This window comes from Pectobacterium carotovorum (assembly GCF_033898505.1).
GTDB classification, from domain to species: domain Bacteria; phylum Pseudomonadota; class Gammaproteobacteria; order Enterobacterales; family Enterobacteriaceae; genus Pectobacterium; species Pectobacterium carotovorum_J.
The window spans coordinates 1,790,375-1,807,645 of record NZ_JAXAFK010000001.1 but is presented as its reverse complement, the minus strand read 5'-3'; the positions used below and the strand labels follow the sequence as shown (position 1 = coordinate 1,807,645).

The following is a 17,271-nucleotide window of genomic DNA, read 5'->3' as shown; positions in this document are numbered from 1 at the left end:
GCTATGCAACTGAAACAGTTACTGAAACAACAAGCCTTATTCCGTCAACACTGCCTGATTAACGGCGAGTGGCAAGACAGCCAAAACGGTGAACGTCTGAACGTCACCAATCCGGCGACGGGCGAGGTGCTGGGGTCGGTGCCGCTGGTGACGGTGTCACAAACTGAACAGGCGATTGCCGCGGCTGAACAGGCGCTGGTTGAATGGCGTAAGAAGACAGGAAAAGAACGTGCCGCGTTGTTGCAGGCGTGGGCGCGCCTGATTATGGACAATCAGGATGACCTGGCTGCGTTGCTGACGGCGGAACAGGGAAAACCGCTGGCGGAAGCCAAGGGCGAAATCGCCTATGCGACCAGCTTCATTGATTGGTTTGCGGAAGAAGCCAAGCGTATTGAGGGCAGCGTGCTGCAATCACCACAGGGGCAACAGCGCCTGCTGGTCATTAAACAGCCTATCGGCGTGTGTGCGGCGATTACGCCGTGGAATTTCCCGGCGGCGATGATCACCCGTAAAGTCGGTCCTGCGCTGGCGGCAGGCTGCACAATGATCGTCAAACCCGCCGAGCAAACGCCGTTTACCGCGCTGGCGCTGGCGGAATTGGCGCAGCAGGCGGGTATTCCGCGCGGCGTGTTGCAAGTCATCGTCGGCGATGCGCAATCAGTCGGTAAGGTGCTGTGCGATAGTCCGGTGGTACGCAAACTGAGCTTTACCGGTTCCACGGAAGTGGGCCGCATTCTGATGGCGCAGAGCGCGCCAACGGTGAAAAAGCTGTCGCTGGAGCTGGGTGGCAACGCGCCGTTTATTGTCTTCGATGATGCCGATGTGGATCAGGCGGTAAAAGGCATTCTGGCCTCGAAGTTCCGCAACAGTGGGCAGACCTGCGTTTGCGCTAACCGAATCTACGTGCAGGACGGGATTTATCCGACGCTGGTCGAACGACTGGTTGAGGAAGTGCGCAAGTTGAATGTCGGCGATGGTACGCAACCGGGCGTGACGCAGGGGCCGCTGATTGATGCCGATGCGGTCAGCAAGGTTGAACAACACATTGCCGATGCGCTATCGCACGGGGCAACGCTGCTGTTAGGTGGGAAACGTCATGAGCTGGGCGGTACGTTCTTCACGCCAACCATCGTCGGTGGGGTCACGCGCGAGATGCGCTTCGCCCGTGAAGAGACGTTCGGGCCCGTGGCGCCGCTGTTCCGTTTCAGCGATGAAGCGGAGGCGATTGCGATGGCGAACGATACCGAGTTTGGGTTGGCGGCCTACGTCTACACGCGCGATGCCGTGCGCCAGTGGACGGTGCCGGAAGCGTTGGACTACGGCATGGTCGGCGTTAATACCGGTCTGATCTCGAATGAAGTCGCGCCGTTTGGCGGAGTGAAACAGTCCGGGCTAGGGCGTGAAGGGTCACGGTTTGGTATCGAAGACTATCTGGAAATGAAATACCTCTGCGTCGATCTTTCCCGGTAGCTCGTCGTGTTAGATCGTCGGTAAAGAAACGCGTGTCGATAGCCGATATCGGCACGCGAACATCAGACGCGCAATGCGTTTGGGTGGTGCAAGGCAATATCAGCGTGCACCACAATATGGCAAAAATGGCGAAGTCTCATCAGGTGTAAAGGATAGCCGTCTCCCCCTGATGCTTCTCATCCCCGTTCCCGCCGCTGCTGTAGCAAAACATCAATAAAATTTTTGAATTGGCACAATTTATGCTCATATTTTTTGGCATGATTATTTTGATACATGATGCATCAAAAATGATGAGCAAGAAATAGCGTGCGCAAATGGTGATACGCATTTGACCTTTACGTTGACTACCACTCCAGGAGCGAAATGATGTCCAAACTCAACAACACATCCAAAGCGAAAGGCTTCTTCAACCGTCCGGTACTGAAGAAAATAGCGGCCACGGCTTTTCTGGTGACGATGGCCTGTCAGGCGCAGGCGGAATCCGTCACGGTGATCTCATTCGGTGGTTTGAACAAGGACGCACAGGATAAGGCATTTTACAAACCGTTCGCCGCGGCGGGTAAAGGCACGGTTGAAGCCGGTGAGTATAACGGTGAAATGGCGCGTATCCGGGCGATGGTGGAAACCGGACAGGTAGGGTGGGACGTCGTGGAAGTCGAAGGCCCTGAGCTGATGCGCGGCTGTAACGAAGGGCTGTTTGAGCCGCTGGACTGGTCAAAACTGGGCGATCAATCCCAGTTTGTTAAAGGGGCGGTCACCGAGTGCGGCGCGGGGATTTTTCTGTGGTCAACCGTGTTGACCTATAACGCGCAGAAGCTGAAGCAGGCACCGAAAAGCTGGGCCGATTTCTGGAATGTAAAAGAATATCCCGGCAAGCGTGCGTTGCGTAAAAGTGCCAAATTTACGCTGGAAATCGCGCTGTTGGCCGATGGCGTGAAGCGTGACGACCTCTATACGGTACTGGCGACGCCAGAGGGTGTCGATCGCGCCTTTAAGAAACTGGATCAGATCAAATCCAATATTCAGTGGTGGGAATCTGGCGCACAGCCGCTGCAATGGTTGGTGTCGGGCGATGTGGTGATGACCTCTGCGTATAACGGTCGTGTCGCGGCAGCGCAGAAAGAAGGGCATGACTTCAAGATCGTCTGGGCCGACAGCATTTACGATCTGGATAGCTGGGCAATCGTCAAAGGCTCCAAGCACAAAGCGCTGGCGGAACAGTTCATTGCGTTTGCCAATCAGCCGGAAAACCAAAAAGTATTCGCCGAGAACATTCCCTATGGCCCGACACACATCAAAACCACTAGTCTGTTAACGCCAGCCGTCGCCGCCAATCTGCCGACCGCACCGGATAATCTGGCACAGGCATTGCAGGTAGATACTGAGTTTTGGATCGATCACGGTGAAGAGCTGGAGCAGCGTTTTAACGCCTGGGCCGCGCAGTAAAGCCGCAGTGATTGACCGTACGTGATGATGGAGAAAGAGCCTATGTCCCAGAGCGATGTCGTCGCCGCTGTACCTTCTGGCGGAAACGAGGAAAATTCGACCTTGAAGCAGCAACTGTGGCTAGCGCAGAAAGCTTATAAGAAGCGTTCGCTGCTGCTGATTGCGCCGCTGTTTCTGTTTATTGTGGTGAGTTTTCTCTTCCCGATCACCTCGATTTTGGGGAAAAGCGTCTCCAACCCGGAATTGCGCGACAATATGCCACAGACCATTGCTGCTATGCGGCAATGGTCGGGCAATGATGTGCCGGATGAAGCGGTCTTTCGGGCACTGGTTGGCGATCTGCGCGATGCCCGCAGCAGCGGTAAGCTGAGCACGATTACCAAACGGTTGGGGTATGAAGGGGCGGAATACCGTACGCTGATTACCCGAACATTGCGTAAGCTGCCCGCTGAGGGCAGCAGCGACATACGTGCTCAATTGATACGCGAGCAGCCGATGTGGGGGGAATTGGCGACCTGGCAAACGTTCGATCGCGCAGCGCGGCCTTTTACCAGCTATTACCTGTTGGCGGTGTTTGACCATAAAGTTGATGCCACCACGCAGCAGATTGTCCCGCAGCCTGCCGATCAGGCGCTGTATGTCGATGTGCTGCTGCGCACGCTGCTGATGGCAGGCGTGGTGACGCTACTGTGCGTGGGGCTGGGATACCCGCTGGCCTATTGGCTGGCGAAACAGCCGTCTAACCGCGCCAACCTGTTGCTGATTCTGGTGTTGCTGCCGTTCTGGACATCGCTGATCGTGCGCACCGCGAGCTGGATTGTGCTGTTACAGTCGGGTGGCTTGATTAACCGTTCGCTGATGAATATCGGTGTTATCGATGAACCGCTGGTGCTGGTGTTCAACCGTATCGGCGTCTACATCTCGATGACCCACATCCTGCTGCCATTCTTCATTTTGCCGCTGTACGCGGTGATGAAAGGCATTTCCCCGAATTACGTGCGGGCGGCCGTTTCGCTGGGGGCGCATCCGTTTATCGCCTTCTGGCGGGTTTATGTGCCGCAAACCTACGCGGGCGTGACGGCGGGAGCGCTGCTGGTCTTCATGATGGCGATTGGCTACTACATTACGCCGGCGCTGCTGGGCGGGCCGAGCGACCAGATGCTGAGCTATTTTGTCGCGTTCTTCACCAATACCACCATGAACTGGGGAATGGCCGCCGCGTTGGGGACACAACTGCTGATTATCGTGACGCTGCTGTATGTGGTGTACATCCGCGTGACGCGCACCAATGCGGAAGCCGCGGCGCACTAAGCACGATATCCGTAACCTTATACTGGGAGATAACCAATGAGACAGCAGGGTGAAGTGGTGATCCGTCTGTGGAACACGTTCTTTAATTTCTACGGGGCGGCGATGCTGTTGTTTTTGATCGTGCCTGTGCTGGTGATTGTTCCGCTCTCATTTAATGCCGGTTCGTTTCTGAGCTATCCGCTGACGGGATTTTCCCTGCGCTGGTATCGCGAGTTTTTTAACTCCAGCGAGTGGCTGGGTGCACTGGGCAACAGTCTGCTGATTGCTCCGCTAGCGACGTTGTTGGCGACGGTACTCGGCGTACTGGCCTCAGTTGGGCTGGTGCGCGGTGAGTTTCGCGGTAAATCACTGGTGATGGCGGTATTGATTTCACCGATGATTGCGCCGGTGGTGATTGTCGCGGTAGGGATGTTTTTCTTCTTTGCCAAGCTATCGCTGTTGAACAGCTATTTGGGGCTGGTATTGGCACATGCCATGCTGGGTGTGCCGTTCGTGGTAATTACGGTCACGGCGGTATTGAAGAATTACGATCACAACCTGACGCGTGCCGCCGCCAGTTTGGGTGCTTCGCCGCTGCTGGCTTTTCGTAAGGTGACGTTTCCGCTAATTGCGCCTGGCGTGTTCTCCGGTGCGCTCTTTGCCTTTGCGACGTCGTTTGATGAGGTGATCGTCACACTGTTTCTCGCCAGCCCGCGCCAGCGCACGCTACCGCTACAGATGTTTGCCGGTATCCGCGAAAATCTCGACCCGACGATCGCCGCCGCCGCCACCATGATGGTGGGCGCTGCGCTTATCCTGTTGATCGTGATGGAGATTTTACGCCGCCGTTCTGAGCGGCTACGGAGTGGGAGTTAGGTGGGGAGTCAAACAGTACAATGTAATCATGAGAGAATGTTTCGTGCGCGTTGAGATCGCATTTCTCCCTTTGCATCGGAGAGCGCACGACCAAGGGCGGCTCAGTTGCCGTCGCCCTTGGAACCCTGGCTTTTTGGCGGTTCATGATGCCGCTACGCGGTGCCTTCAGAGATAACGTTTTCCTGACGGACCGCCAGTGACGTGCTCCCGACGCGGCACTGGCTTTCGCAGCATCCATGCTGCTCATCCTGAAAACGTTTTCTCTTCAGCATCATTCTACGCCAAGAGAAAAGATTAGATTTCGCTGAAAATTTATTCAGCTTTTTTTAAAACCTAATTTATGATGCATCAAACACCATTTGATGAATCGTCTACAAGGGCTCAGGAGATTCGGTATGACAGTGCAAAAAACACTCTTGCTGACCGGTGCCAGCCGGGGAATCGGGCATGCCACCGTTAAGCATTTCCACGCGGCGGGGTGGCGGATCTTTACCGCGTCGCGTCAGAACTGGGCGGAAGAGTGCCCGTGGGCGGAAAAACTGCTTAATCACATTCATCTCGATTTGGAAGATATCGACAGCCTGCAACAGACGCTGCCGCTGATTAAGGAAAAACTGGGCGGGCGGTTGGATGCGTTGGTCGATAACGCGGGGATTTCGCCAAAAGGCGAAGGCGGGCAGCGTCTGGGCGTGCGCGACACGGACTATGCGACCTGGCTGCGGGTCTTCAACGTCAATCTGTTTTCCTGTGCGCTGTTGGCAAACGGCTTGTTCGACGAGCTAAAAGCATCACAGGGTTGCGTGATTAATGTGACCTCGATTGCCGGATCGCGCGTTCATCCCTTTGCTGGCGTAGCCTATGCCACGTCAAAAGCGGCATTGTCCGCGCTGACGCGGGAAATGGCGTTTGATTTCGGCCCACACGGCGTTCGCGTGAATGCGATTGCGCCGGGGGAGATTGAAACCTCGATTCTGTCACCCGGTACGGGCGACATCATTGAACGGCAGGTGCCGATGCAGCGCTTAGGCAAGCCCGAAGAAGTAGCAAGCCTGATCTATTTTCTCTGCACCTCCGGTGCGTCTTATGTCAACGGCGCGGAAATTCACATCAACGGAGGGCAGCATGTCTGACGGACGACGCACTGCACTTTTTCCCGAGTTCCCATTCTCCGCGTCTAATCAGCCGGTGTTTGCCGAGGCGGTATCGCATGGCGACGATCTGATGACGCAGGCCGTGCCGCAGGTTTCCTGCCAGCAGGCATTGGCTATCGCGCAGCAAGAATATGGCTTATCCGGGCAGATGGCGCTACTTCAGGGGGAGCGCGATATGAATTTCTGCCTAACGGTCACGCCAGATGAACGCTATATGCTGAAGGTGATCAATGCGGCGGAACCCGCCGACGTCAGCGATTTCCAGACCGCGCTGCTGTTGCACCTTGCGCAGCAGGCCCCTGAACTGCCCGTTCCACGAATCCTGCCGACAACAGCAGGTCGGGTGGAAACGAGCGTTGAAAGCGATGGCGTACTGCTGCGCGTGCGGTTGGTGAGCTATCTGGCAGGCACGCCGCAGCACCTGGCCGCGCCTTCAACGGCATTGATGCCGCAGTTGGGAAGTACGCTGGCGCAGTTGGACAATGCGCTGCACGGCTTTACGCATCCGGCGGCGAACCGTTCTCTGCTGTGGGATATCAGCCGCGCAGAGCAGGTGCGTCCTTACCTCGATTTCATTTCTGAGCGGCAACAGCACCAGCACCTTCGGCGTATTTTTGACCGCTATGACAGTCGCGTCGCGCCAGCATTGACGACGTTACGCCGCCAGGTCATTCATAACGATCTGAATCCGCATAACGTGCTGGTAGAGGGGACGTTACCAACGCGGGTTACCGGCATTATCGATTTTGGCGACGCCGTATTTGCCCCGTTAATCTGTGAAGTGGCGACGGCGCTGGCGTATCAAATTGGCGATGGGGCGGATCTGCTGGAACATGTTGTGCCTTTTATCGCGGCGTATCACCAGCACAGGCCGCTAGCGCCGGAAGAAATCGCACTGTTGCCGGATTTGATTGCGACCCGCATGGCACTGACCCTGACGATTGCCCAGTGGCGAGCATCACGCTACCCCGACAACCGGGAATATCTGCTGCGTAATGTGCCGCGCTGTTGGCACAGTTTGCAGCGCATCGCGACCTATTCCCATGCGCAGTTTGTGACTCGCCTACAGCAGGTTTGCCCGGAGGACATGCGATGAGTCAGAGAGATATCACGCCTGAAATGACAACGACAGAAGCGTTGCTGGCACGTCGTCAGCGGGTATTGGGCAGCGGTTACCGCCTGTTTTATGAAGAACCGCTGCATGTTGTGCGCGGCGAGGGCGTGTGGTTGGTCGATCAGCAGGGGAAACGTTATCTGGATGTCTATAACAATGTGGCCTCGGTCGGGCATTGTCATCCGGCGGTGGTGGAGGCGATGGCGCGGCAAAGCGCTCTGCTCAACACCCACACGCGGTATTTGCACTCAGCCATTGTCGATTTTGCGGAAGATTTACTCAGCGAATTTCCCGCCGAACTGGACAACGTGATGTTGACCTGTACCGGCAGTGAGGCCAACGATCTGGCGTTGCGCATTGCCCGCCACACCACGGGGGGGACGGGCGTCCTGGTGACGCGCTGGGCGTACCACGGCGTGACCAGTGCGCTGGCGGAGCTGTCGCCGTCGCTGGGCGATGGTGTGGCGCGCGGTAGTCATGTGAAGCTGATTGACGCACCAGATTCCTATCGTCAGCCCGGCGCATTTCTTACCAGTATTCGTGACGCGCTGGCACAGATGCAGCAGGAAGGTATTCGTCCTGCCGCGCTGCTGGTGGATACCATTTTTTCCAGCGACGGCGTGTTCTGTGCGCCGGAAGGCGAAATGGCACAAGCGGCGGCGCTGATTCGTCAGGCGGGCGGATTGTTTATCGCGGATGAAGTGCAGCCGGGCTTTGGTCGCACCGGGGAATCAATGTGGGGCTTTGCGCGTCACGGTGTCGTCCCGGATTTGGTGAGTTTAGGGAAGCCGATGGGTAACGGGCATCCTATCGCCGGGCTGGTTGGACGTTCCGCATTATTTGAGGCATTTGGGCGAGAGGTTCGCTATTTCAATACGTTCGGCGGCAATCCGGTGTCCTGTCAGGCGGCGCACGCGGTACTGAGAGTGATTCGGGAAGAGCAGTTGCAGCAGAACGCCCAGCGCGTGGGTCATTATCTGCGACAAGGGTTACAGCAGCTGGCGCAGGATTTCCCGCTGATTGGCGATATTCGGGCTTACGGCCTGTTTATCGGCGTAGAACTGGTCAGTGATCGTGAAAGCAAAGCGCCGGCAAGTGAATCCGCATTGCAGGTGGTGAATGCCATGCGCCAGCGCGGTGTGCTGATCAGCGCGACGGGACCCGCGGCGAACGTGCTGAAAATTCGCCCACCGCTGGTGTTTCAGGAAGAACACGCCGATGTGTTTTTAACCACGTTGAGCGATGTGCTGACAGTCACCGACACCCACACGTGGAAGCCATAACTCGCGTCTGGGTGTAGTGAGAACGGTGGTTAGATACGAAACGCCGCAACGGCATGACTGAGTTCACCCGCCCGCTCGGATAGCGAACCGGCGGCAGAGGCGGCTTCGTTAACCAGCGCGGCGTTTTGCTGCGTGACCGTTTCCATCTGTGAAATCGCGGTATTAATCTGCCCGATGCCCAGACTTTGCTCATTACTGGCGGTGGAGATTTCGGTCACGAGCGAGGCCACGCGTTTGATGTCTTCCACCACGCTTTGAATCGTACTGCCCGCGTCGGTAACGACATGGTGCCCGCGGTTTGCCTGTTCGACGGACGTCCCGATCAGTTCTTTGATCTCTTTAGCCGCGCTGGCGCTGCGCTGTGCCAGCGTGCGAACTTCGCCCGCGACGACGGCAAAGCCTCGCCCTTGCTCGCCCGCCCGAGCGGCCTCCACGGCAGCATTCAGCGCGAGGATATTGGTCTGGAACGCAATACCGTCGATCACGCTGATGATATTGGTGATCTTCTCTGCGGAGGACACCATCTGTTGCATGGCATTGGTCACATCGCCCATCATCTTGCCGCCATCAACAGCGCGCTGCGAGGCGGTCGTTGCCAGTTGGCTGGCGTGGGCAGCATGAGTGGCATTCTGTTTCACGGAGGATGTCATCTGTTCCATTGACGCCGCGGTTTCCTCCAGTGAGCTGGCCTGCTGCTCGGTTCGGGAGGAGAGATCGATATTACCGCTACTGATCTGGTTGGATGCGGTTGCAATAATGTCGGCGTTGCTGTGTACACGCTCAACGATATCCGTCAGGTTCAGCACCATTTCCCGCAGTGCGGTTTGCAACTGTCCCATTTCATCGCGCGAGGTAATCTCGATGCGATGCGTCAGATCGCCGCCTGCGACTTTTCTGGCTAAATCCACGGCATTTTTTATTGGGACGGCAATCGACATAATCAATCGCCAGCCGGATAAGGCAACGATGACGACTCCGACCAGCAGGGTAATGACGACGGAGAATAATATATTACTGAAACTACTTTGTGATTCGGAATAAAGTGCTTGTCCCACATCAGACTGTAATTTAATCAATTGATCGGCCGTCTTTTGTATCGGGGCGTATCCGCTTTTTAGTGTGTGATTGATAATATATTCTAATGCGTCTTTATCATTTTTCTGTATTGCATTAATGGCAGGAACAACGACTTTATCGTTGTACTGCTTGTATAATACTGCAAACTGTTCTTCTAATATTTTTTCTTCGCCCGTTAAATACGTCTTGCTGTATAAATCCCATTGCGCATCATAAATTTTTTGTGCTTCTTCAATGTGCGCCAACCCGGTCTTGACATCGTCCGGCTGTGAGAGATCAACACTGGCGATCTCAAACATCACGGTGTTTACCTGCCGGGTGATATTGTCCAGATAGCCCAGCGCGATCAGCCGGTCCTGATACAGGGTTTTCATCGACTGGTTAGTATTATTCATGCCAAACAGTCCGATAAGAGAGACAACCAAAAGCAATAATGCCATTAACAACATAACCGAAATTAATTTAAGTTTAATGCTCATAAGTACCTCTAAATGACTCCCGGATAAGGAGCGGTATTTCTATATCGACGGGGGGGAGATAAGGTTTATATTGAGGTGAACTAAAATTAAAAAATGGCATTAGGGGACTTGTGATAGCATCGATTTACATTGGTTTACAAAGCGATCGGTATTCTATGCTGATAGGTAAATAACCATTAAAATATTATCCTGTCTGGAAAGTTACCGTTACAGTTAAATGGATGGAATAATCGTTAAGGTGGCGCTATGAAGGTGGTGTTGTAGCTTCAACATTTCTTCATATAGGGGCATTTTTTAAAAAATAGAATCATTTATTTTTAAAAAAAATGAAACAACGGCAAGTGAAGATAATAATGATAATAAATTTCCGTAATTAAATATTATCCGCCCGTGGCATTCCTCCTCCCCGCGTAAGAAAACGCGAGGAAGAGGGCTCCATTAGCGGCGCAGTGCTAACTGCACGGCGTCATGCAGGTTGAGGCGTTGCCAGAAATTCTGTGTACCTTTATCGCCCGGCGCGCCGGAAAGTGGGTAACCGTCAGCCAGCGCGGTTTTCACCATCAGGTTTCTACGTTGGGCTACGGAGAGATGGGGAAGCACGGGGTCGAGCAGGACTTCCGCACCTTCGGGAACGCTAACCGGGGACGCCGTACCGGGTTGCGCCGGCAGACCGTAGGTCATCGTGTAGCGGTAAAACGTCTTCATTTCCGGTGCGGCGTAGGGGTCGTCCTGCGGCGCACTCTTCGCGCAGGCGCTCAACGTCGTGCCGCAGGCTTTCTCTAACGCGCTGCGTAACTCCGTTTTCGCTTGCTCAAACAGCCGACGGTACTGTGGATCGTTGAGGTAGTGCGCCACGTTGCGTTCAGCAAGCATCCGCGAACCGATCACGTCTAATGGATAATGCACGCCCAGCACGATGCGTGAATAGCCGTAGAGCGCGCCGCGATCGATCAGCGGGACGAAGCGCTCGGGGAGCATTTCTGCTAACAGCAGAGCGTCGGTGTAGCCTGTGTTAGTATGCCCGCTCGGAAATGCGCCGCCGGAAGCGGTGTAGGGTTTGTTATCGCCAATCACGGCGGTATCCGGCACCAGATGAATGGTGTTATTCGGCTGTAGGAAAGGGCGAGGGTAGTTGAAATGTTGCTTAGCTGCGGACGTACTGACGGCGGATAGCTTGAGTAAGACGGCAGCCTTGCGTATTTCACCGTGGTTATACGCGTTAATGAAGACCTTACCCAAACGTGGACCCAATGCATCAGCCAGATAGTAGAGATACCCCTGGCCTTCTGCATCCACCAGTGCCTGTTCGCGCTGTCCTGTGGTCGCTTCGCGATTAATGCGCGTCACGATAGCCATGTTTTGCTGTAATACATCGGTGGAAAGGTGGGAGAAGGATTCCAGCAGCGCAATGCCTGCCTGCTGGTTGGCTTTCACGGCGAAGTCATAACCGCTGTTGTTGAGCCAGTCAATATCCGCCATTTGTGGCGTTTCTTTCGCCTGATCCAACTGCGCTCGGGTAAGCTGCGGCGCATCCCCCTGGATCGCTTTGCGCAGCGCGGCCTGAATGGATTGCTCCAGTTCAATCACGTGGGGACGGTTACTGGCCTGCGTGGTGGTATCCACAATGGCGCTGATACTTGCGTTGTCCGGTTCAGACGTTGCAGCAAACCCTGAAAGTGGTAACAGGAAAAGACTGGCAACGGGCAGCAGCTTGATCGCCGGTAAAACGTTGAGCGCGGGTAACACTTTAGTCGCCGGTAGCAGCATAGAGCGATAACGCATGGTGGCATCCTTAATTGGGAGGATAGACGTTTTTCTGTGCGGGATCAGGCTAGGCGCTGATTGTGATAGTAATGTTTCAGGATATATTTTGAGATACTTATCAAAGAATTATCATGATTTGTTATGTTTAGTGATGCCGTGATTCGAATGGGGATAACCGAGGGCGGTAGTCACCTATATAGAAGAAAAAAGCATAAAAAAGTTTCTAAAAAACAGAAAGGTGATTTGCTTTTTTTATCATTGACGCAAAGCTCATTTCTCTCTAACTTAAACAGACGAATATTTTTTAATATTTCATTGATTTATAAGAAATTAATCTAATTATAACAAAAATGGCAACGATAAATAGCCCGGTTATTCCTCAATGCAAAAGGCGATGAAAAGCCTATCTCTGTTCAACATAACAAGTGAAACGGTTCTGTGGGATAGGCTTAACACCCGTTAATGCGAAATCAGGGTTTCCCTACATCAAACAGGCATACGTTTGCGTATGCCGACGATACATTTCTTAAAATAGTCAGTCAGCAGGAGTGAGTCAGGTAATGATTCGGTTAGAAAACGTGAGCGTTGATTTTCCCGCCGGCAAAGCAGCACAGTCCAGAGCGGTAAACAACGTCAACCTGACCATTCAACAGGGTGAAGTTTTTGGGATTGTCGGCACCAGCGGCGCGGGGAAAAGTACGCTGCTGCGGACGATCAATTTATTGCAGCGGCCGACCGAAGGACGCGTGTTTCTGGGCGATACGCTGATTAGCGATGCGTCCGGCCGCGAACTGCGCCAGCATCGGCAGCGCATCGGGATGATATTCCAGCATTTTAATCTGATGCATACTCGCAATGTGTATGACAACGTGGCGTTCAGCCTGCGTGCCGCGGGTAAGAGCAAAGAAGAAATCGCCTCGCGCGTGCCGGAAATTTTGGCGCTGGTCGGGTTGCAGGACAAAGGAACATCTTATCCAGCGCAGCTGAGCGGCGGGCAGAAACAGCGTGTTGGCATTGCTCGCGCCATCGCCAACCACCCCGAAGTGCTGCTGTGTGATGAACCGACCTCGGCGCTGGATCTGGAAACGTCGGCGTCTATCCTGGCGCTATTGAAAAGCATCAATGTCCGATTAGGTATCACGATCGTGCTTATCTCCCACGAAATGAGCGTGATTAAAAGTATTTGTCAGCGCATGGCGGTGATGACAGGTGGAAATATTGTGGAAGAAGGCGACGTCTTTACGATCTTCTCCTCACCGCAACACGCCTACACCAAACAGCTGGTTAGCCATACCAGCCCGATCGAATTACCGGAACGCTTTAAGCAGAACAACAAAGGTGTCTTGCTGAAAATACTCTTTGCCGATGATTCGGTAGAGCAGCCCATATTATCCGACGTTGCACAGCAATTTCAGGTATCGGTAAATATTCTGCACGGCAATATTGAATACATTAACGATCGCGCACTGGGGCATATTATCGCCCAGCTTTCATACCGTGACGATCCTACGGCGGATAACCTCGCGGCCGCTATTGCTTATATTCGACAGAATACCTTTGGGGTGGAGGTCATCAATGGCTGAGTTATGGGGTGAATTAGTTTTTGCCTTCGGTGAAACCTTCACGATGGTGTGTATTTCAACGCTGTGTGCGGTGATATTCGGCCTGCCGTTAGGTATCGCGATTTATGTGACCGATCGTCATTTATTCTGGCAGAACCGTTTTATCTATCTGGTCTCGACCGTGCTGGTGAATATTATCCGCTCGATCCCGTTTGTGATCCTGCTGGTGCTGCTGTTGCCATTAACGCAGTTTCTGCTGGGGAACACGATAGGGCCAGTGGCCGCGGCGGTGCCGATGTCTGTCGCGGCGATTGCCTTTTATGCTCGACTGGTGGATTCCGCGCTGCGCGAAGTCGATCCCGGCATTGTGGAGGCGGCAGAAGCGTTTGGTGCCAGCCCGACGCGCATTATCGGAACCGTGCTGTTACCGGAAGCGCTGGCAGGATTATTACGTGGCCTGACGATCACGCTGGTCAGCCTGATTGGTTACTCGGCAATGGCCGGAATTGTCGGCGGCGGCGGCGTGGGCGATCTGGCGATCCGCTTCGGCTATTACCGTTATGAAACCGAAGTCATGGTGGTGACCGTGATTGCGCTGGTGGTGCTGGTGCAGGTCGTGCAAACGCTGGGTGATAGGCTATCGCGACGAGCGAATAAGCGCGAACGCCGCTAAACCACCACAGAATAGGGTATTCAGGGCAGCAGAGAGATGTCATGAAAATAGACAAAATTGTATTAAGAAAAATGAAAATGGCGCTGAAAACACCATTTACTACCAGCTTTGCGACGCAGACGGAGAAACACTTTTCCATCGCGGAAGTTCACGCTGGCGGACAGATTGGTTACGGCGATTGCTCGGCTATTTCTCTACCGTTTTATAACGAAGAAACCAACGTCACCGCCTGGCATATTATGCGTGACTTCCTGATCCCGATGATTAAGCAGGCTGGGGATATAGAGCATCCTTCGCAGGTGCGCGATATTTTCGCCCCGGTAAAGCGTAATAACTGCGCCAAAGCGGCAATCGAAGGCGGTATTTGGGATGCTTACGCGAAGATAAAAGGCGTACCGCTGCATCAATTATTGGGCGGCGTACGGGATAAAGTCGAAGCGGGTGTGAGTATTGGTATTCAGGACACGCCCGATAAATTAGTCAGCGTGGTCGATAATTTCCTGAATGAAGGCTACAAACGCATCAAAATAAAGATCAAGCCGGGAAAAGATTACGACTATATTCTGGCACTGCGTCAGGCGTTTGGTAATATTACGCTGATGGTGGATGCCAATTCCGCCTACACGTTGGATGACATCGATTTCTTTAAGCGCATTGATCAATTCAATCTGCTGATGATCGAGCAGCCGCTGGCGCACGACGACATTATCGACCATCGCAAACTTCAGGCGGCGGTGAATACACCTATCTGTCTGGATGAAAGTATTGCGTCGGTAGAAGACGCGCGTAAGGCGATCGAACTGGGCAGCGCCAAAATCATCAATATTAAAGTCGCGCGCGTGGGCGGTATTACTGAAACCAAGCTGATTCATGACTACTGTCAGGCGCACAATATTCCGGTGTGGTGCGGCGGTATGCTGGATACGGCGGTCGGTAAAGCGCACAACATTGCGGTGTCAACGCTGCCGAACTTTATCTACGCGCACGATATTCCGCCATCTTCCCGTTACTGGCATGAAGACTTCATGCTGCCGTTTGTCGAATTAGACAAAGACAGCTGTGTCGCGGTGCCAAATAAACCGGGAATCGGCTTCGATATTAACCCTGAACTGTACGAAAAATATTGCTACGGACAGGAAACCTTTTTGTTTTAACTGATTATTGAATCAGCTTTTTTAGTAACCTTTTTTTAGTAAAACATGTGAGCAGTAAAACGTTATCCAACACCAGGGAATAACGTTATCAAAATAGAAAAAAATAATGAGCGATGCCGCGCAGGGCATAAGAGTATGGATTTAGGGAGAAACACGGTGATGAGGTTCCCGTAGGGATACCTCGCACCGTGGTCGCTCCCGGAATCTCGATCTTAACCCTGTGCTGGCGCTCTATATAACGACAACAAAAATGCCGTTAGCAAAACGGCGAACACTGACTCAATCAGACAGACAGGAACGCGACGATGCGATTGAAAAAACTCATTCCACTCATGCTGGCGCTGGGTATCTCTCAGGCTTATGCAGCAGATTCAGGCAAAGAAATCACCATCGGCGTCTCGCCGGGGCCGTATGGCGATATGGTCACGAAAGCGATCAAGCCGGAAATGGTGAAAAAAGGCTACGAGGTAAAAGTGCGCGAATTCAGCGACTACATCCAGCCGAACCTGGCGCTGTCGAACAACAGTATCGACGCCAACCTGTTCCAAAACCGCCGCTATCTTGACCGTTTCAGTGCGGATAAAGGGCTGAAACTGGCGGAAGTGATCACCGTGCCGACGGCCAGCATGGGCTTTTACTCCAACAAAGTCCGCTCCCTGAATGAGCTAAAAGCGGGTGATATCGTCACGCTGCCAAACGATCCGTCAAATCTGGCACGTTCGCTGGATTTTCTGCAAAAATACGGCCTAATCAAGATCAATCCAGAGATTACGCCGACGAAAGCCTCGCTGCGCGATATCACCGAAAACCCGAAAGGGCTGGTCTTTAAGCCGCTGGAAGCGGCACAACTGCCACGTGCATTGGGTGGCGTAACCGGCTCGCTGATTAACGCCAACTTCGCGATTTCCGCTGGTCTGAATCTGTCTGACGCGATTCAACTGGATGTGCTGCCGGAAGATCTGAAAAACATGATCGTCGTGCGTGCGGAAGATGCCGATAAACCGTTCGCTCAGGATTTGAAAGCCGCCGTTCAATCTCCGGAATTCGCCGCGTTCTTTGAAGACAAAAACTCCATGTTCCACGCGTTCCAGAAACCGGAGTGGATGAAGAAAGGCGCGCCATCCGAGTAAACGACTCCCGAACCGGTTGACGCTATTGCCCGATATTACTATGGTAGTTATTACCATAGTAATATCGGGCATTTTTTATGGGAAAAGCATGGGACAAAAAAGGATTTTTGTTGAGCGTCACTACGATAAATCTCGTAGAAAATCAGGCATAACCGATCAACAGTTACGTGATATTGCGGCAGACATTATTGATCATCCAGATAAAGGAGGCCTCGGTGGTGGTGTTTATAAAAAGCGCGTGGCTACCCGTTTGGGTAAACGCGGTGGTGCCCGGACAATAGTGGCTTATCATCGAGAAGGTAAGGTGTTTTTCTTTGAAGGATGGGAGAAAAACACGGTATCAACGCGTGGGAAAGAAATTCCCGATGATGTATTGGCGGCTTTTAAAATTGCGTCAACGGTGTTTAAAAATAAATCTGATGCCGATCTCGAAACAGACCTTAAAAACAAAGAGCTTGTTGAGGTGATAAATGGTTGATAAGCGCTTATTAAATATACAGAGTATGATTCAGCGTCAACATGCCGCAGGTACGGCCAGTGACGTTGATCTTGACGCTATCAATCGCTTGGTAGCTGAAAGTCAAAAAACGGAATCACGCGCCAGCATGGACGCGAGCAGAGTGCGAGCCATCCGTGAGCGTGAAAAAATTAGTCAAAGCCAACTAGCTGGCATCATTAATATGTCGGCCAACAGCGTTCAGAAATGGGAACGTGGAGTAAGCGCACCAACGGGTGCGGCGTTACGAATACTGGAGGTCATCGAGAGAAAAGGCTTAAGTGCTATTCTTTGATGATGCAGTTA

At 53.2% G+C, this 17,271-nt stretch carries 15 protein-coding genes and 1 pseudogene; 13 read left to right on the top strand and 3 right to left on the bottom strand.

Annotated features, from left to right (window positions below; all coding sequences use genetic code 11):
- The first annotated feature begins 3 nt into the window (after positions 1-3).
- From R9X49_RS08040 to R9X49_RS08010, 7 genes are all read left to right on the top strand, one after another.
- A complete protein-coding gene (locus tag R9X49_RS08040; RefSeq protein ID WP_319847889.1) occupies positions 4-1,470 on the top strand; it encodes an NAD-dependent succinate-semialdehyde dehydrogenase in 1,467 nt (488 codons plus the stop codon).
- Between the two features lie 366 nt (positions 1,471-1,836).
- Positions 1,837-2,916, top strand: coding sequence for an ABC transporter substrate-binding protein (locus R9X49_RS08035; RefSeq protein ID WP_319848610.1), 1,080 nt, complete (start codon positions 1,837-1,839; stop codon positions 2,914-2,916).
- 42 nt (positions 2,917-2,958) lie between these two features.
- Positions 2,959-4,227, top strand: a complete 1,269-nt coding sequence (locus R9X49_RS08030) for an ABC transporter permease (RefSeq protein WP_319847888.1) — start codon at positions 2,959-2,961, stop codon at positions 4,225-4,227.
- A gap of 36 nt (positions 4,228-4,263) precedes the next feature.
- Positions 4,264-5,082, top strand: a complete 819-nt coding sequence (locus tag R9X49_RS08025) for an ABC transporter permease (RefSeq protein WP_319847887.1) — start codon at positions 4,264-4,266, stop codon at positions 5,080-5,082.
- 395 nt (positions 5,083-5,477) lie between these two features.
- The gene (locus R9X49_RS08020; RefSeq protein WP_319847886.1) at positions 5,478-6,212 is read left to right on the top strand and encodes an SDR family oxidoreductase; all 735 of its coding nucleotides are present in this window, start codon (positions 5,478-5,480) and stop codon (positions 6,210-6,212) included.
- Positions 6,205-7,329: a phosphotransferase gene (locus R9X49_RS08015; protein WP_319847885.1), complete on the top strand. Its 1,125-nt coding sequence runs from the start codon at positions 6,205-6,207 to the stop codon at positions 7,327-7,329. The genes R9X49_RS08020 and R9X49_RS08015 overlap by 8 nt, the downstream gene beginning before the upstream one ends.
- Positions 7,326-8,630, top strand: a complete 1,305-nt coding sequence (locus tag R9X49_RS08010; RefSeq protein ID WP_319847884.1) for an aspartate aminotransferase family protein — start codon at positions 7,326-7,328, stop codon at positions 8,628-8,630. Before R9X49_RS08015 ends, R9X49_RS08010 begins: the two co-directional genes overlap by 4 nt.
- Before the next feature lie 29 nt (positions 8,631-8,659).
- On the opposite strand, the gene R9X49_RS23150 is transcribed toward R9X49_RS08010, so the two are convergent.
- The 3 genes and pseudogenes from R9X49_RS23150 to R9X49_RS08000 form a co-directional block, all read right to left on the bottom strand.
- On the bottom strand, positions 8,660-9,439 hold the full coding sequence (locus R9X49_RS23150; RefSeq protein WP_413775885.1) for a methyl-accepting chemotaxis protein: 780 nt from the start codon (positions 9,437-9,439) through the stop codon (positions 8,660-8,662).
- Positions 9,434-10,186, bottom strand: a pseudogene (locus tag R9X49_RS23145) (MCP four helix bundle domain-containing protein); the annotation flags it as partial. The gene R9X49_RS23150 and the pseudogene R9X49_RS23145, both read right to left, overlap by 6 nt.
- A 438-nt stretch (positions 10,187-10,624) precedes the next feature.
- Positions 10,625-11,968, bottom strand: a complete 1,344-nt coding sequence (locus R9X49_RS08000; RefSeq protein WP_319847882.1) for a phosphatase PAP2 family protein — start codon at positions 11,966-11,968, stop codon at positions 10,625-10,627.
- A gap of 542 nt (positions 11,969-12,510) precedes the next feature.
- Between R9X49_RS08000 and R9X49_RS07995 the strand changes: the two genes are divergently transcribed.
- From R9X49_RS07995 to R9X49_RS07970, 6 genes are all read left to right on the top strand, one after another.
- Complete coding sequence (locus R9X49_RS07995; protein WP_319847881.1) at positions 12,511-13,533, top strand: methionine ABC transporter ATP-binding protein; 1,023 nt, start codon at positions 12,511-12,513, stop codon at positions 13,531-13,533.
- Positions 13,526-14,185, top strand: coding sequence for a methionine ABC transporter permease (locus R9X49_RS07990; protein ID WP_319847880.1), 660 nt, complete (start codon positions 13,526-13,528; stop codon positions 14,183-14,185). The genes R9X49_RS07995 and R9X49_RS07990 overlap by 8 nt, the downstream gene beginning before the upstream one ends.
- Positions 14,186-14,226: 41 nt before the next feature.
- Positions 14,227-15,339, top strand: a complete 1,113-nt coding sequence (menC, locus tag R9X49_RS07985; RefSeq protein ID WP_319847879.1) for an o-succinylbenzoate synthase — start codon at positions 14,227-14,229, stop codon at positions 15,337-15,339.
- 305 nt (positions 15,340-15,644) lie between these two features.
- Entirely contained in the window at positions 15,645-16,469 is an 825-nt protein-coding gene (locus tag R9X49_RS07980; protein WP_319847878.1) for a MetQ/NlpA family ABC transporter substrate-binding protein, read from the top strand.
- A 40-nt stretch (positions 16,470-16,509) separates the two neighbouring features.
- Positions 16,510-16,947, top strand: a complete 438-nt coding sequence (locus R9X49_RS07975; protein ID WP_319847877.1) for a type II toxin-antitoxin system RelE/ParE family toxin — start codon at positions 16,510-16,512, stop codon at positions 16,945-16,947.
- Positions 16,940-17,260 (top strand): helix-turn-helix domain-containing protein, encoded by a 321-nt coding sequence (locus R9X49_RS07970; protein WP_039358997.1) that lies wholly within the window; start codon positions 16,940-16,942, stop codon positions 17,258-17,260. The genes R9X49_RS07975 and R9X49_RS07970 overlap by 8 nt, the downstream gene beginning before the upstream one ends.
- Positions 17,261-17,271: the final 11 nt, after the last annotated feature.

Bases quoted from the DNA above. Each gene is read 5' to 3' on its own strand.
- R9X49_RS08000 (WP_319847882.1), bottom strand. From the start codon at position 11,968: ATGCGTTATCGCTCTATGCTGCTACCGGCGACTAAAGTGTTACCCGCG.
- R9X49_RS07995 (WP_319847881.1), top strand. From the start codon at position 12,511: ATGATTCGGTTAGAAAACGTGAGCGTTGATTTTCCCGCCGGCAAAGCA.
- R9X49_RS08020 (WP_319847886.1), top strand. From the start codon at position 5,478: ATGACAGTGCAAAAAACACTCTTGCTGACCGGTGCCAGCCGGGGAATC.
- R9X49_RS08040 (WP_319847889.1), top strand. From the start codon at position 4: ATGCAACTGAAACAGTTACTGAAACAACAAGCCTTATTCCGTCAACAC.
- R9X49_RS07970 (WP_039358997.1), top strand. From the start codon at position 16,940: ATGGTTGATAAGCGCTTATTAAATATACAGAGTATGATTCAGCGTCAA.
- R9X49_RS08025 (WP_319847887.1), top strand. From the start codon at position 4,264: ATGAGACAGCAGGGTGAAGTGGTGATCCGTCTGTGGAACACGTTCTTT.
- R9X49_RS08030 (WP_319847888.1), top strand. From the start codon at position 2,959: ATGTCCCAGAGCGATGTCGTCGCCGCTGTACCTTCTGGCGGAAACGAG.
- R9X49_RS23150 (WP_413775885.1), bottom strand. From the start codon at position 9,439: ATGGTGCTGAACCTGACGGATATCGTTGAGCGTGTACACAGCAACGCC.
- R9X49_RS07975 (WP_319847877.1), top strand. From the start codon at position 16,510: ATGGTAGTTATTACCATAGTAATATCGGGCATTTTTTATGGGAAAAGC.
- R9X49_RS08010 (WP_319847884.1), top strand. From the start codon at position 7,326: ATGAGTCAGAGAGATATCACGCCTGAAATGACAACGACAGAAGCGTTG.
- R9X49_RS07990 (WP_319847880.1), top strand. From the start codon at position 13,526: ATGGCTGAGTTATGGGGTGAATTAGTTTTTGCCTTCGGTGAAACCTTC.
- R9X49_RS07980 (WP_319847878.1), top strand. From the start codon at position 15,645: ATGCGATTGAAAAAACTCATTCCACTCATGCTGGCGCTGGGTATCTCT.
- R9X49_RS08035 (WP_319848610.1), top strand. From the start codon at position 1,837: ATGTCCAAACTCAACAACACATCCAAAGCGAAAGGCTTCTTCAACCGT.
- R9X49_RS08015 (WP_319847885.1), top strand. From the start codon at position 6,205: ATGTCTGACGGACGACGCACTGCACTTTTTCCCGAGTTCCCATTCTCC.
- menC (WP_319847879.1), top strand. From the start codon at position 14,227: ATGAAAATAGACAAAATTGTATTAAGAAAAATGAAAATGGCGCTGAAA.